Raw genomic sequence first — 16,966 nt, forward strand, 5'->3', positions numbered from 1 at the left:
CTTTACAAAATCTCCAACCCCTTAGTTTGATAATCTAATAATTGATCATGCGCAGGCTCCAACTCCGTAATTAAATAGCTGATATGTTCCAGTCCGGCAACCTTTAACTTTAACGTAATATCTAGTTTCTCCGAAATACACAATACTGCCGTTTTTTTCGACGAATTGATCATCGTTTTCTTTAATTGATTAATTTCCCAATCGGTATCGGTTAAGCCGTTGGTAGGATGGATGGCACTAATTCCCATTAAGCATAAATCGGCATTGAGCTCAGAAAGTTGGCTAATTACTTGTCCGCCATAAGTAATTTGCGAATTTTTAGAAAATAACCCACCTATTAAAATCACTTCTATTTTACGGTATTTGGCTAATTCTACAGCTACCAGCGGACTAATCGTAAAAAATGTGGCTTGAAGATTTTCCGGCAATTGCTTTACCATCTCAATAATCGTAGTTCCGCCACCCGTTAACACGAACATGCCATCCTTAATTAAAGGCAGTGCTTTTTTGGCTATGTTAATTTTAGCCTCTTTTGCGTAAACCGTACTGTCATCAAATGTAGAATGATAAGATTTAGATAATGCACCGCCATGAACCTTATATAATAGGTTATCATCAGACATTTCTTGAAGGTCGCGCCTGATGGTATCTTCAGAAACATTAAGCAAGTGCACCAGATCTGAAGTTAATACTCTGTTGTGCAAGTTTATCTGTCTCATAACGAAGTCGTGGCGCTCTTTTTTTAGCATATGTATAGCTGTTTGGAGTACTAATATAGTTAAAAAAAATTATTATGCAGGTATTTGCAGGTTTTTGCAGTAAAAAAATGTTAAAATAGTTGGTTAATTTCTTTTTTTACTCAAAAACATTTATCATATTTACTTCGCATTTGATAATTTGCGTATTCGTGCGTGTTTTATCAGATTAAAAACAATCAAAACAAAACAAATTTATTAACCAAATTGGCGTTTATGAAAAAAAAACTACTCATGCTGTTTTTGGGCGTGATGATGCTGGCAATTCAGACCTATGCTCAGCAGATCACGGTTATGGGAAAAGTAACCTCGGCAGAAGACGGGCAGCCCATTCCAGGTGCTTCAGTAAAAATTAAAGGTGCTACCGTTGGGGTGCAAACTGCACCCGCAGGTACGTATTCAATTAGAGCTAAAGCCGGCGATGTGCTTCAGTTCTCTTATCTAGGTTATGCGCCTGTAGAACGTACCGTAGGCACGGCCACTACCATTAATGTAGTGATGAAAGAAGATGCTAACTCTTTAAAGGAGGTAACCATTACTACCGCTTATAATATAGAGCGTGATAAGAAAAGTTTGGGTTATTCTACATCAACCGTTAAAGGTGATGAAGTTACACAAACCGGTAGAGAGAACTTTATAAATGGTTTAGCGGGTAGGGTACCAGGTTTGTCTATTAACCCAACAAGTGGTGACCCGGGTGCGTCTTCTCAAATTGTATTAAGAGGTATTGTATCGCTAAGTGGCGACAACCAGCCTTTGATGGTATTAGATGGGGTGCCGATCGATAACTCGGTAACTAACCAAATTAATACTACTATACAGGGAACCAATAGAAATCAAGATTATACCAACAGAGCATCAGATATAAATCCAGCTGATATTGAAAGCTATACCATCTTGAAAGGTCCAGAAGCAACTGCATTATACGGTAACTTAGGGGCGAATGGTGCGATTGTAATTACAACTAAAAAAGGTAAATCGGGTAAGGCTTCTGTATCTTACAATGGATCTATGCGTATAGAAACCGTAAATAATCCGCCTGAAGTACAAACTGTTTATGCACAAGGTGGTTCAAACGGTATTTATGCGGGTAGCTCAGGCTTGTTTTTCGGTCCTAAATATGCAGAAGGATTGCAGATTTACGATAATATCGGTAATTTCTTCGATGCAGGCAGAAGGCTAACAAATAACCTTGTTTTCGAAGGTGGTAAAGAGTCGTTTACCTACCGTTGGTCTACCGAGTACACAGATTATGATGGTCCGATACCTGAAACAAAATACCAACGTCTCGTAACTTCGTTGGTAGGTACAGCTGCGTTATCTGAGAAAATTAAAATGACAACACGTTTTAGCTATACCAATGCATACAATCGTAAAGCAAATAAAGGATTGGCAGGTTACTTAATGAACTTATTAACCTTCCCTTCGCGTTTCGATGTTAGAAATTGGATTACGCCTACTGGTCAGCGTGTACTTACCACTTCAGATATCTATAATGAGGTGGATAATCCATTTTGGGATGTTAATAAGAATTTATCAGATGATAGAACGAATACTATTTTCTTCAATTCCAATTTCAATTATAAGGCGACTAATTGGTTAACATTTAATGCTGTTATTGGTGCAAACGTATCTAATACAGATGGTAACCTTGTTTTCCATCCTTTGTCATACCGCGGTTCTGGTTCAGCTACTTCACAAACAGGAGGTGTAATTAATACCTATAGTACATTAAATAAATCTTTCAATGGTCAATTAACCGGTCAAATTAGACAGAAGTATGGTAAATTTGGTACCGTTTATAATTTTGGTGTAACCATGGATAACATTAATAATGAAACTAACTCTGCTCGCGGAACTTCATTTTTCGATCCTGATTTTTATAGTATCAATAATACCTTACCTACTACAAGAAATGCGATGTTATATATTGCACGCCGTAGAAATGCAGGCTTGTTTGTACAGGCAATGTTAAGTTACGAAAGTTTATTGTATTTAACTTTATCAGGTAGAGGTGATGCGGCTTCACGTATGATGCCTAATAATCCATATTTCGCTTATCCATCGGCAAGTTTGGCCTTTAACTTTACAGAGTTAGAAGCAGTTAAAAAATTGGAATGGTTAAGCAGTGGTAAATTAAGAAGTTCATTCGGTTTAACGGGTAAGGAACCTTATAAATTTTATGCTTTAGCCACCCGCTTGGGTACAGTTACCACAAGTGGTGGTGGTTTTACACGTGATTTAGCAGCAGGGGGTAATCCTGATTTAGTGCCTGAGCAAACTTTCGATTTTGAGGTAGGTACAGAATTAGGTTTCTTAAAAGATCGTATTTCGATCGATGCAACCTATTATACAAGAGAAAGTCGCAAACAAATTATATCGCCTCGTATCAGTTATGCTACTGGTTCCGTAATTCGTATTATGAATGGTGGTGTAGTTTCTAATAAAGGGGTAGAGTTACAACTAAAGGGAGCGCCAATCCGCAGGCCTAATTTTAATTGGGATATGATATTTAACTTTACCCACAATAAAGGTATCGTAAAATCTATCGCTGATGATTTGCCAGAGTATTATGATTCAGATACATGGATTGCAAATGGTGCCCGTTCTTCTGCAACCATTGGATCGAGTACATTAGCACTAGCCGGATGGGTGAATGCAAAAAATGATAAAGGGCAATTATTAATCAGTCCAGTTAGTGGAATGCCAATTTTAAAAAGCTCTTCTGAGTTCGTTAATATTGCCGACAGGGCACCTAAATTTACATTGGGTTTCGTGAACAGCTTTAGATACAAAGATTTGTCGCTCTCATTCTTGTTCGATTATAGACACGGTGGCGACGTATATAACCAAACTCAATATGAGTTGTACAGAAGAGGGTTGAGTATCAAAACACTAGATCGTGAGCAACCACGGATACTTAATGGCGTATTACAAGACGGATTAGAGAATACAGATAATCCTACTAAGAATAATATTATGATTACGCCATATTTAAATTCGAATTATTATACCAGTACTACAGGGAGCTTGGCACCAGAGCAATTTGTTGAGCGTAATATTAAATCATTGCGTTTAAGAGATATTACTGTAGGTTACGATCTTCCACAAACAGTTGCAGCTAAAACTAATTTTATTTCTAGTTTAGGTATGTACGTAACGTTAACCGACGTGTTTTTGATGACAAATTATTCTGGTATGGATCCAGATACAAACGGAAATAATCCAGCTACTGGTGGTTCTGGTGGTTACGGTATAGATTACGGTAGCATGGGTCGCCCATTAGGGGTTAACATTGGCTTAAGAATCAAGTTATAAGTTGAATTTAAAGATTATAAATATGAAATATATTAGAATAATATGCCTTTTTATCATGCTGTTTTCGGCCAGCGGGTGTAAAAAATGGCTAGATGTAAACACAGACCCTGCTACGCCGCAAACGTCTAGAGCAGAGTTTTACCTGGCGCCAATTATTGCGCGCATGGCCATGTCTACAGCTCAAGATTATAGAGATGCACAATTTAAGTTTACGCAAGGAATTATGGCGCAAACTAGCTTAAATGTATTCGAACGTCACGGTTTTGCCGCATCAGATGTTGGTGGCATGATGTGGAGATTTGTTTACATAGATGCTGGCTTAAATCTAGAAGATATGTTAACCAAAGGTAACGAACAAGGCGCTTTTGGGTTAGTTGGAATTGGGTATGCCATTAAAGCATGGGGCTTTCAGTTCTTAACCGACTCTCATGGCCCAATTATTTTAGATGAAGCCTATAAAGATCAATTAACATTTGGTTATCAAGATCAGCCAGAGGTATATGCTAAAGTGAGGGAGTGGTGCCAATTGGCATTGGTTAATTTGAATAAGACCGATGTAGGCGACTATAGCACTATATTAAGAAATAACGATTTCCTTTTCCAAGGCGATAGAGACAAATGGAAAAAATTTGTGTACGCTATTTTAGCACAACAATATAGCCACTTAACGAATAAACCAGAATTTGCCAGTAAATATGCCGATAGTGTGGTAAAATATGCCGACTTATCTTTTGCTTCAGCGGCAGAAGATGCAGCAATTAGCTTCAATGGAAATACTTCAGCTGATGCTAATCCAAATAGCGTGCTGGGCGGTTATTTAAGTGCAACTACAACAGGAAGAATAGGTCAGCCAATTGTGAACTATTTAACAGGTGGAGTTAGAGGGGTGCCTCCAACCAGCCCAACTTCATCTATCGATCCACGGTTAACCCGTATGATTAATCCAATGGTAACTACATCTACTGCGACTAACGGGGTATACAGGGGAGTGGTAGCAACCAAAGGAGATGTGCCTACTACGAAAACCATTCCAAGTGTATACGGTAGTGCTGTAAATACTGCTTCTGCACCCTATCCTGGAAAGTATCTTTTCGGACAAGGAACTTCTACAGTAGATAAGCCAAAATATCTACTGTTCAGTTATGCTCAAATGCAATTCGCAAAAGCCGAAGCTTTGTTCATAAAAGGCGATAAGGCTGGAGCATATACTGCTTATCGTAATGGAATCACTGGTCACATGAATTTTGTAAATTTATATGGGTTAAATGGGGTCATCAAGGCACCGGCTATCACTTCGGCCGAGATTACTGCTTATATGGCTTCTAGCGAAGTTGCTCAAAGTGCTGGTGATTTAACTATTGCAGATATTATGGGTCAAAAGTACATTGCGCAATGGGGATGGGCCGGACAAGAACAATGGTGCGACATGCGTAAATATCATTATGATCCATTAGTATTTAAACAATTCAAGCCTCTCGAAAGTTCGGAGTTTTATCCAACAACAGTTGGAAAATATGCGTACAGAATTAGGCCACGCTATAACTCCGAGTATTTATGGAATAGAGCTGAATTGGAACGTCTAGGCGCATACGAAGACGACTACACCACAAAAGAGACATGGTTTTCTTTACCTTAACCCAAAAAATTGAAAATTATGAAGATTTTTTCGAAACTATCAATAATAGCCCTTTTAGCAGTTTTGCTATTTAATGGCTGCAAGAAAAATGCAATAAACTATTCGGATTTTGAATATGTAAGTCCAGATCAGGCAAGAGTTAAAATAAATTACAATGTAGCCTTTTATAATAATCCTGCTACGCAGATAAAGATTAATGGGGTAAGGGTTAGCGCTACAATAGTTACCACACGGTATCCATTTCCTGGTGGGGGCTTTAATACAGGTGGTGGGAACTTTGGTGATTATTTACCCGTTAATCCGGGCGCTAATGAAATTTCAGTATCGATTCCAAAAAGAGGTACAAACATCGATTCTATTGAGGTGTATAAAACCACAATGAATATGGCTGCAGGCAAGCACTACTCGCTTCACATCGCAGATACCTTGGAGCGGAAGGGTTTGCCCGTAGAGGAAGATGTTACACGGCCGGATTCTGGCTTCGTGAGATATAGATTTACGAACCTAATGGCTAATGTACCTGCTATGGACTTGTATATCGGTACTGTGAAGGTGGCGGAAAACATTCCTTTTATGGGAATCAGTGCTCCATTTACTTTGCCAACCTCACAAGTTAACATTTCGTCTACTTGGACCATTAGGCCTGCTGGGGCGTTGCCAACTTCTACAGCACTTGCAACTTACAATAGTGCAAGTACCTTATTAAGTAGTAGGGTTTATACGGTATTTGCAACAGGTTATGCAGGGAATACAGGTGCGCGATTGCCATATGTTTCCTTTTATTACGTGAGATAATTTATACTTGCTAAGTCTTAAACTTCGTAAGACTATAAAGGTTGGCTGTTAAAATAGCCAACCTTTTTTTATAGGCTAAAATTTTATACTTTTGCAACATATATATAAAGGTATGGCGAATTTCACCCTCACTCCAGAAACTTGGCAAAAGGTTAAGATTAAATTTTTAAGAAAATATCGCGATTTGGCGCAAGTTGATCTTTCTTTTAATCCAGGGCAGGAAGACCAGTTGGTACAACAGTTGATGGCATTGGTAAAGAGAGACCAGGCCTATATCGAATTTACCATTCGCAAAGCATTAGCCGATCCAGAAGGCAATAGGTTGTAAAATGGCTGTCTTTCCGTATTTATCGAAAGCTCTTATAAATTAAAATGAAATTGGGTGTAGCGTTTTACATCTTTATCTCGTTTAAGTTTCGTCAAGCTTTGAATATTTCTAAAATATTAGTTTAACACCACCTATTTAATGTTTAGTGTTTCAGGCACATAAAATAAAAAAAAGTAAAAAAAAATTGGTAATATTAAAACTAAAGTTGATATTTGTTGCCGGATACAATTTTTTTATGGTATCGACTTATAGTCTGCAAACAATTAATGTTTAAAAAAAGAATATTTTTTTTAAAATTATTGTTTTAAGTGTATATTCGTACCGTGAACTGATGTTGGTTCAAACAGGGAATGCTGAAAACTGTTAATAGAGTAAGCAAGAAAAAAGAAAATAAATTTTATTAACTCTAAGATTATGAGAAAAGTTTTATTAACTGTAATGATGGTGAGCTCTCTTCTTGCGTTTAACGCTTGTAAGAAAGACCCTGTGGTAGGTCCTGCGGGTCCTGCTGGTCCAACTGGTGCTACGGGTGCTGCAGGTGCTGCAGGTGCTGTTGGTGCTACTGGCGCAACTGGTGCCGCTGGTACCAAAATTTTACCTACTACTGGCGCTCCGGCTTCTACATTAGGTGCAACTGGTGATTACGCATTTGATTCAGCAACTAAAATGCTTTATGGCCCTAAAACTGCTACTGCATGGCCTGCTGGTATTGCGTTATCAGGAACTAACGGTGCTACTGGAGCAACTGGTGCTACTGGGGCAACTGGTGCTACTGGAGCAACTGGCGCTACTGGCGCAGCTGGTGCTGATGGTGCTACTGGTGCAACTGGTGCTACTGGTGCAGCTGGTGTTAACGGTACACAATTCTTAGCTGGAAATGGTGCTCCAACTGCAGCAATTGGTGTAACTGGTGATTTCTATTTTGACAAAAACACTTCAATTTTCTATGGTCCTAAATTGGCTGATGGAACTTGGGGTTCTAACGCTTTGCCTTTAGGTCAAGCTTATGCCGCTAAAACGTACACTATCATTAGAGGTTTTGAGAATGTAACTGAGGTAACTGCAGGTGCTCCTGCTGTTGCGGTTAGACAATATGGTCAGGATATCATTCCTACTTGGTCTAACTATAACATCTTTACTTCTTATGCGGTTACTGCTAACGATTTAATTCGTATTAACCAGTATGCTGGATGGGGTGACGATAGAGAGATGATCTTCCAAAATGACCCTGTAGGTGCTCCTGGTATCTTCAACGTTGTTCCAACTAGTGCAGCTCAATTAGGTGCATTCCCTTTCCAAGTTGGTGCTAAATTTAGATACAGCAGAAACCAAGGTAATCCTACTGCTGAGTTTACATTAACTCAATCAGATATCGATAGATTGCAAGTTACTGGTGGTACAGCATTTGGTTATTTAACTTATGCTAAAGCATTACCTTCTTCTGTAGCTCTAGGTCAAAACTTAGTATTGGCTTCAAACAAAAACGTTCAAGTTAAAAACAGTACTACTAACTTCGCTACTCAGTATACTGCAATGACTAACTTTGACTTAAAATCGTTAGTTCCAAACTTTGAGAAATACAGACAAGACGGTAAAGTATTTGTTAAATACAAATATTATAATGCTAAAAATGCTGCTGGTGCTCAATCATTAGTTATTCACCCAGGAAATGATGCTGGTTGGGTTGCAATTGATGCATTTGCTAATGCTTTTGTAACTGGAACTGGTGGTTATAACAACAATGTAAACCCATTCGTAGGTAACTTTATGGCTTCTGGTGCACCGTTTGGTACAATTGGTACACCTGTTACTGTAGGTCCTAACCAAGTTGCTACTGTGGCTGCTGGTGCTGGTGCAACTGCAACACTTATTCAAAATGGTTTATTGCGTTTAAACTGGGATATCACTTCAGGTACAGGTTTCGGTAATGCTTCAGTTGCTACTATCGTTGGCCCAACTACTTTACAAAATGGTGGTAACGTATTAGATCCAGTAACTGCTGCTTTCGCTGCAACTGCTGGTCCTGCAACTGCTCAATTTGTAGCTCGTGGTTTTGAAACTACTTATTATTCAAGCCCTGCTTTAACAGCAACTAATAACGCTGGTAACGCTGTTGCATTAGGTGGTGTTGCTCCAAACCAAACTGTTCAACAACTTATTAGAACTGGTGGTCAAGAAGCTTCATACTTCAGTGCTACTAGTACTACTGGTACTAACTTAGTTAAATTAAGTGTATTTGTTATTCCAGGTGATGTTGTTTCAACTTTAAAAGCTAAAGGTGTTGATGTTAATAACGCAACAGAAGTTAGCAAATACGTTAAATTATAATTATTATTCTTTAGAGTTAAATTATATATAATTTAATGCAAGCAGTCCCTCAAAGAGGGGCTGCTTTTTTATTTTATACGAATTTTGTATATTTACCTACTACGTCCATTTATATGAAGAAATCTAAGTTTATTCCTGTCTTATTAATAGTTTCTATAGCTATTGCTTTTTTTTCTTTCAAAGAAGACCTCTTCTTAGTTTCTAAGAATATGGATATATTTGCCTCCCTTTACAAGGAAATTAGCATTAACTATGTTGAGGATACCGATCCTTCAGATTTAATGCGCACTGGGATCGATTCGATGTTGGAGGGATTGGATCCCTACACCGAGTATATTCCAGAATCGGAAATTGAAGAGTACAAACTTAAATATGTAAGCACCCAATACGGTGGTATCGGAGCTGGTACCGTCTCAATTGAAAAAAAATTATACGTAAATGAGGTGTTGGAAGGAAATCCAGCTCATAAACAGGATATTAGACCTGGTGATTTAATTGTAAGCATTAATGATATTCCTACATTTGGAAAGGATCGGATACAGATTAGTCAGCTTCTACGTGGCCCAAAAGGCTCGCCGGTAAAATTGCAGTTAGAGCGAGCAGGTGTAATTCTCGAGAAGTCGGTGGTTAGGGATGAGATTAAACAACCAAATGTGAGCTATTCCGGAATGCTCGATAATCAACTCGGTTATATCAAATTAGATAAATTTCTAGAGAATTCTGCACAAGAAGTTAAGGATGCATTGATTGCCATCAATAGGCAACAGCCAAAAGGTTTAATCTTAGACTTAAGAAATAATGGTGGTGGAATATTGCAGGAAGCGGTTAAAATTGTTAACCTATTTGTGGAGGAAAATTTACTTGTCGTAGTTCAAAAAGGTAGAAACCCGGCAAAAACTGTGAGCTATAAGTCGGTGGCTAAACCAATGGCACTAAATTTGCCTTTGGTAGTTTTAATTAATAGCAGTTCTGCTTCTGCGTCTGAAATTGTAGCCGGCGCTTTACAAGATTTAGATCGCGCAGTTATTATTGGCCAACGTAGCTATGGTAAAGGTTTGGTGCAACAAACCTTTAATCTTCCTTACAATAGTTTAGTTAAAATTACTGTTGCGAAGTATTATACGCCATCTGGTAGGTGTATTCAAGCATTAGATTATGCACATAAGGATCAAAATGGTATGGCTGGGAAATTTGCAGACTCTGTTATGAAAGCTTTCTCGACAAAAGCTGGCCGAACAGTTTATAATGGAAATGGAATTTACCCAGATCTTATTGTGGCACCATCACTCCATAGTTCAATTACTCAAACATTGGTGGCAAATAACCTCTTTTTCAACTACGCTAATCAATATAGAACTACCCATAAAGCGATTGGGGATGCGAAATCTTTTCAGCTAAGTGATGCAGATTACCAAGCTTTTTTAACTTCCATTAAGGGTAAGGATTATACTTATACTGCAAATACGGAGAAATTGCTTACCCTACTTACTGCTGAAGCTGAGAAAGAGAATAGATTAACGAATATGAAAGCTGATTTGGATTTATTGAAGGAAAAACTGCTCGCTACCAAGAAAAATGAATTAGAAAACCACAAGCAAGAGGTTAAACAAGTACTTGAGACCCAAATTGTAGGTCGTTATTATTTCGATAAAGGTAAAGTTGAACAATCTTTTCAATATGATCAAGAAGTTAAGCGTGCAAAAGCTCTTTTTGCTGCTAATTTCCAAATTTTATCCATTTTAAAAGGCGAAGGCGGATACAAAACAATTGGTTCGCCTAAGAAAATTGCCAATCAAAGTGAATAGTTACCGTTTAGGCTATTCTTCAAGAGTAGCCTAAAAGGTAAATTTATTTTATAACTAAAATCTAAGTTTAAAATATCCATTTATTTGACTTAGTATAGCTAGAAGTGTTAAATTTTGTTAAAATGTAAACTCTAGATAATCAAGTATTTACAATTATTTTTAGATTCAAAGTTTTGTTTTTAACATACTTTTAACCATATTTATACATTAAACAACAATTAACTAACTAATAACTAACCTAAATTTATTAATTTATGAAAAAACTTGTACTAAGTTTATTCATTTTGTGTGCTATAACTGTTACGGCGTTCGCTCAAGATCGCGTAGTAACAGGTACAGTAGTTGCAAGTGAAGACGGATTGCCCATTCCAGGTGCAACTGTAAAAGTAAAAGAGGCTCCGGCAGTAGTTGTGGCTACAGGAGTAGATGGTAAGTTTTCATTAAGAGTTCCTAATTCTGGTAAAACTTTAATGATTTCTTATTTAGGCTACACACCAATAGAGGTAGCAATTTCAGGTGCTAGCGTTGGTACGATTAAGTTATCAGCTGATGCACAAACGTTGAATGAGGTTGTGGTTACAGCGGGTGGTGTAAGCATCTTACGTCGTGAGCAAGGTAACCAGTCGACTACAATTAAATCTGAATCATTAACACAAGGTAAGGCTTTCAACGTTGCGAGTGCATTATCTGGAAAAGTTGCTGGTTTACAAGTAAACGCAGTTGGTTCAGGTGTTAATCCTTCGGTACGTTTGGTGTTACGTGGTAATCGTTCATTATTAGGTAATAACCAGGCTTTAGTGGTGGTTGATAATATCATCGTTCCAAGTTCTATTTTGGGTAACTTAAACCCTGAGGATATTGAAGATATCCAAGTATTAAATGGTGCTGGTGCTGCAGCCTTATATGGTTCTGATGCATCAAACGGAGCTTTGATCATTACAACTAAAACAGGTAAAGCAGGTGTAACTCAAATTAAAGTTGGCCAAACTACTAGTCTTGAGTCGATTTCTTATTTACCAAAAGTTCAAAAACGTTTTGGTTCAGGTACAGGTCCGGATGATATTCCTACTTATACCCCTTACGAGAATCAGCAGTATGGTCCAGAGTTTGATGGTAGCATGAAAGAAATTGGTAAACCTTTAGTTGATGGGTCGATCCAAACTGTACCTTATTCTTATAATGAGAAAGAAGGAAAACAAGCATTCTGGGAAACTGGTGTAAATAACCAAACTGATTTTAGCATTTCTTCTGGTGATGAAAAAGGTTCATATTATCTTTCATCTCAGTATTTTGATCAAACAGGTACTGTTCCTGGTGATAAATATAACCGTTTTACAATTCGTTTGAACGGAGCTAAAAACTTAGGTAACAATGTAGACTTCTCATTTAATGCGAACTATGTTCAGAATCGTTATGATTTAGGAGATTCAGGTACAGCATTTAACAACGTATTGATGACTCCAGGACAAGTGCCATTAACGCGTTATAAAGATTGGAGAAATGATCCATATTCTACGCCTGATGGTTTCTATAACGAGTATTATGACAGTCCTTATTTTACTTTGGGTAATGCTAGAACGTTAACAAGAAATGATTATTTGACTGGTTTGGTTCAAGTTAAATATAACCCAATCAAACCTTTAACGTTATTGTTCCGTGTGGGTTTAAATACGCGTAACGTATCGTCTAAATCTTGGTCTGATCGTTATACTTTTTCTTCTTATAGATTGGGAATTACGTCTAACTTTAGCAACAGACCAGGTAGTGTAAGCGATAATTCACAATATTCTACACAACTTAATCCTGAGTTCCAGGCGCAATACATTAAAAAATTAAGTAACGATTTCTCGTTAAACATCATTGGTGGTGCGAGCGTTCGTGACAACATCGCTAAAAGTGTTAGCGCTTCGTCATCTGATATGGTTACAGCAGGATTATACAACGTAAGTAATACTAGAGGTAATACCGCTGGTAGCGAAAGTAATAATCGTGTTCGTCAGATGGGTGTTTATGCTGATGCACGTTTAGGATTTAAGAGCTATTTATACCTTCACGTAACTGCTAGAAACGATTGGAGATCTATCCTATCACAAGATAACTGGTCGTTATTTTATCCAGCTGCCGATGTGTCATTCATTGCTTCTGATGCATTGTCATTCTTAAAGGAGTCGAAAGTTATCTCGACGTTAAAACTTAGAGGTGGTGTATCAAGAGTTGGTCAAGTAAACATTGGTGCTTATGGATTAACACCAACATTTGGTCAGCAGTATGGCTATCCGTATGCTTCAGTACCTGGATTTGGTGTGGGCGACCGTGTGGTTGCACCAAACATCAACCCAGAGATAACTACTCAATTTGAGGCGGGTTTCGATTTAGAGATGCTTAAATCTAGAGTAAATTTAACCGTAACAGGATATAAATCGAGTACGGTAGATCAAACTGTAGGAGTAAACATTCCAAACTCAACTGGTTTTACTTCGTATTTAACAAACACAGGAGAAGTACAAAATAGAGGTATAGAGACAAGCTTACGTTTAGTACCAGTTCGCACAGCTTCAGGATTAGAAGTTTCGCTTGGTGGTAACTTTACCTATAACGATAACGAAGTGGTTTCGATTAGTTCAGATCAAACTTTCGTAAGTTTGGGTACATTTGGTACAGCAAACATTGTTGCTCAAGTTGGTCAGCCTTTCCCTTTGTTAAAAGGTACAACCTATAATAAAGATCCACAGGGTCGTATCATTGTTGATCGTTTAACAGGTTTCCCTAGTGCAACAACTGCTACTAGTATCTTAGGTATCACTGAGCCAAAACATCGTTTAGGTTTAGACTTAACCGCATCGTTTAAAGGTTTACGCTTTGCAACTGTATTCGAATATCGTTCTGGAAACGTAATTTATACAGGTGCTAGTACTGGTTTCGATTTCTCTGGAGCTGGTATCAGAACTACTTATTTTAACAGAGAGCGTTTTGTAGTGCCTAATTCATCGTATCTTGATCCAGTTACCAATACCTATGTTGCAAATGATAACATTACAGTTAGAACAGGTGGTGTAGATTTCTGGACAAATGGTCCATCTAATACAGCTGTTAACTCTAACTATACGTATTCAGGTGCATTCTGGAAATTACGTGAGGCATCTTTGTCTTATCAGTTGCCAAAATCATTTATCAGCTCAATTAAGTTTATAAAAGGTGCTGAAGTTAGTGTTCAAGGACGTAACTTGTTCTTGTGGGCTCCTAAAACCAACTTGTATACCGATCCAGAGTACAGTGCTTTAGGTTCTGATAGCAATGCAGTAGGTTTCACATCATTAAGCCAAACGCCTCCAGGTAGATTTTATGGTTTAAGTTTATCATTAACCCTATAGAAATAAAGAATATGAGAAAATATTTTAAATACATATTGTTAGGCATGGTGGTGGTGTCAGTAAGTTCTTGTAAAAAGTTCTTAGACATTAATACCAACCCAAATAGCTTAACTTCTGCTACACCAGGTTTAGTATTGCCACAGGCAATTACAGGTGCAGCATCAATTAGTAACACATTTAGTAGAAATATGGCCGATTTTTCTGGCGCTGAGGCAAACGCAGGTGGTTTCGGTGGTTTCGGTTCGGTAGTTACCTACGATTTCGGTACAGGTAACTTTAACGGAATGTGGACGTCTTCTTACGATAACGCTAATGATTTTCAGTACATCTTAGATAATACTGCTGGTGAGCCATTGTTGATTTACTCAACAAGTATTGCTCGTATTATGAAATCTTTTGCTTTTGAGCGTTTAGTTAATCAGTACAACGACGTACCTTATACCGATGCACTAAAAGGAACTGCAAGTTTGCAACCTAAATATGATAAAGCGGAAGATGTTTACAAAGCATGTATCGCTGAATTGGATAAAGCAATTGCAGACATAACAACTGGTCAAGCTAACGCCGCAACTACTAAGATAGCTGCTACTGCCGATCCATTATTTGCTGGAAATATGGATTCATGGAAAAAGTTTGCAAATACTGTTAAGTTACGTATGTTAATTAAGATGGCTGGAGTGCCAGCTCAACAATCTTATGCTACAGCGGCCTTTAATAGTATGAATACTACTTTAGGTTTCTTAACTACTGATGCAATTAATCAACCTGTTTATGAAAAAACAGTTAGGCCTAGTCCAGTTTATGCTTCTTTAGGTTTTACAGGTACAGGAACCAACGTAAATACCTCTAGAATTCCAACTAAATGGATGTTTAGCTTCTACGACGGAACTAAATTGGCTGATAAGGGAAGAGGAGAAGTAATCTATAGAAACTATCCTTCTACCCCTAAGAACCAATTGGGCGATGAGTCTACAGGTGTACCTGCGGCGTTATCAGCTGGTTCGGCATGGTTTACAGGAAATAACGCTGCCTTAAGCTTACCAGGTGTTGTAAAAGGGCCAGGCATGGGCGTACCGGTAATGTTGGCTGCTGAAAGTTACTTTTTACAAGCTGAGGCTTATGCACGCGGTTATTTATCTGGTGATGCAGCAGCAGCATTTAACAATGGGATTACACAATCGTTTACCTATTTGTTCAAAAATGCAAGCAATGTAGTTGATCCAAGTAAAGATGTGGCTGCAGCGGTTACAAAGTACAAAAATGACAACGCCATTAGCCCATTAGCTAATTTTGCTTTAGCGACTACTGTTGAAGAAAAGGTTGAAGCCATTATCACTCAGAAGTATATCGCTTTAAACGAGATTGCTAATGATGAAGCATTTAATGAGTTCAGACGTACGGGTTATCCGCGTATTATAAACGGATCAACTGTTCCTACAGAGACTTTTGCTTCTAGACAATCGATCTCTACACACCCAACTCGCCTACCAACACGTGTGCTTTACCCACAACAAGAGTACAATTTGAATCCTGCAAATGCGCCGGCTGGTATTGACAAATTCAGTTCACGTATATTTTGGGACTTAAATTAATTTAAGTTTAAATTTAAATAATAAGAAAAATGAAAAAGATCATATATAAAGTCTTCGCACTAGCAGTGGTTGCAATAGCGTTTACATCTTGTTTGAAAGATGATTCAATGGTGTTGGATCCTGATAAAGCTGAAGGTAACGTAGTAGAGTTTGGCAATACTGGCTCTACTACCTCTCCGGGAGGTGCCCCGTTTTTTGTGTACACACCGCTTACACTAGACCCATCGGTAGCTACATCAGTAATTAAAGCCTCGGTAAGATGGGCTGGCGCAGAAAATGTAGCTCCTCAAGACATCACTGTAAACTTAGCTGCTGCTCCAGAAGCAATTACCGCTTGGAATGCCGCTTACCCTAATGCAGCAGCGTCTGCAAAATATAATCAGTTGCCCAGCAATGCTGTTACTTTCCCTAGTACGGTAACCATTAAAAAGGGAGAGAAGGTTGCTAACTTTGATATCTCTGTTAAAGCTTCATTACTTAACGCTTCTCAATCGAATGTATTGGGTATTAAGGTGGCCTCAACTAGCTACGGCAAAGTTAGTGGTAATTTTGGTACGGTTATTTATAACCTACCCCTAAAAAGTATTTGGGATGGTAAGTATACATATAACGTAACTAATACTTATGGTACAAGAGATGGAAATATTCCAGCTCCTCCAGGATATACTGAAGAAGGTATTGAATTGAGAACTGTAGGGCCGAACTTGCTTGAGGTTACCTATTTAGCGCAAACTTACAGTGGTTATGCTAGATATCAGTTCAGTGGTGATAACACTACCATTACTGGTGTAGTTGCGTTTAGTGGATCACTCCGCGCTTCTAACATTGATGAAGTAGTATTAGTAGACCCTATTAACAGAAAGTTTATTCTTAAATGGACTTGGTTAGGCAGAGGTACTACTGAGACTTGGATTCGTACAGGAGATAGATAGTTCTGTTTTATAAAAAGAAAGGGCTGCTTGAGTTTTCGAGCAGCCCTTTTTTGGTTGCATTGTTTTTTTTGTAGAAAATTTTATTTAAATTTGATATACACAAATA

Annotated in this window: 10 protein-coding genes; 9 read left to right on the forward strand and 1 reads right to left on the reverse strand. The window is 38.0% G+C overall.

What is annotated here, in order from left to right; all coding sequences use genetic code 11:
- Positions 1-2: 2 nt before the first annotated feature.
- Positions 3-749: a DeoR/GlpR family DNA-binding transcription regulator gene (locus tag WG904_RS06645; protein ID WP_339578510.1), complete on the reverse strand. Its 747-nt coding sequence runs from the start codon at positions 747-749 to the stop codon at positions 3-5.
- A 222-nt stretch (positions 750-971) separates the two neighbouring features.
- On the opposite strand from WG904_RS06645, the gene WG904_RS06650 reads away from it, so the two are divergent.
- The 9 genes from WG904_RS06650 to WG904_RS06690 all read left to right on the forward strand — a co-directional run bounded on the left by WG904_RS06650 (position 972) and on the right by WG904_RS06690 (position 16,860).
- The gene (locus tag WG904_RS06650) at positions 972-4,073 is read left to right on the forward strand and encodes a SusC/RagA family TonB-linked outer membrane protein (protein ID WP_339578511.1); all 3,102 of its coding nucleotides are present in this window, start codon (positions 972-974) and stop codon (positions 4,071-4,073) included.
- 22 nt (positions 4,074-4,095) lie between these two features.
- The gene (locus WG904_RS06655; RefSeq protein WP_339578512.1) at positions 4,096-5,709 is read left to right on the forward strand and encodes a SusD/RagB family nutrient-binding outer membrane lipoprotein; all 1,614 of its coding nucleotides are present in this window, start codon (positions 4,096-4,098) and stop codon (positions 5,707-5,709) included.
- 18 nt (positions 5,710-5,727) lie between these two features.
- Positions 5,728-6,504: a DUF4397 domain-containing protein gene (locus WG904_RS06660; protein ID WP_339578513.1), complete on the forward strand. Its 777-nt coding sequence runs from the start codon at positions 5,728-5,730 to the stop codon at positions 6,502-6,504.
- Positions 6,505-6,616: 112 nt separating this feature from the next.
- Positions 6,617-6,832, forward strand: a complete 216-nt coding sequence (locus WG904_RS06665; protein ID WP_339578514.1) for a hypothetical protein — start codon at positions 6,617-6,619, stop codon at positions 6,830-6,832.
- Between the two features lie 414 nt (positions 6,833-7,246).
- Positions 7,247-9,160, forward strand: a complete 1,914-nt coding sequence (locus tag WG904_RS06670; protein WP_339578515.1) for a hypothetical protein — start codon at positions 7,247-7,249, stop codon at positions 9,158-9,160.
- 113 nt (positions 9,161-9,273) lie between these two features.
- Positions 9,274-10,965 (forward strand): S41 family peptidase, encoded by a 1,692-nt coding sequence (locus tag WG904_RS06675; RefSeq protein WP_339578516.1) that lies wholly within the window; start codon positions 9,274-9,276, stop codon positions 10,963-10,965.
- Positions 10,966-11,219: 254 nt separating this feature from the next.
- The gene (locus tag WG904_RS06680) at positions 11,220-14,336 is read left to right on the forward strand and encodes a SusC/RagA family TonB-linked outer membrane protein (protein ID WP_339578517.1); all 3,117 of its coding nucleotides are present in this window, start codon (positions 11,220-11,222) and stop codon (positions 14,334-14,336) included.
- Positions 14,337-14,347: 11 nt separating this feature from the next.
- Positions 14,348-15,928 (forward strand): SusD/RagB family nutrient-binding outer membrane lipoprotein, encoded by a 1,581-nt coding sequence (locus tag WG904_RS06685; protein WP_339578518.1) that lies wholly within the window; start codon positions 14,348-14,350, stop codon positions 15,926-15,928.
- A 29-nt stretch (positions 15,929-15,957) separates the two neighbouring features.
- Positions 15,958-16,860: a DUF1735 domain-containing protein gene (locus WG904_RS06690; RefSeq protein ID WP_339578519.1), complete on the forward strand. Its 903-nt coding sequence runs from the start codon at positions 15,958-15,960 to the stop codon at positions 16,858-16,860.
- Positions 16,861-16,966 lie beyond the last annotated feature (106 nt).

It is taken from the genome of Pedobacter anseongensis (assembly GCF_037482965.1).
Classification (GTDB): Bacteria; Bacteroidota; Bacteroidia; order Sphingobacteriales; family Sphingobacteriaceae; genus Pedobacter; species Pedobacter anseongensis.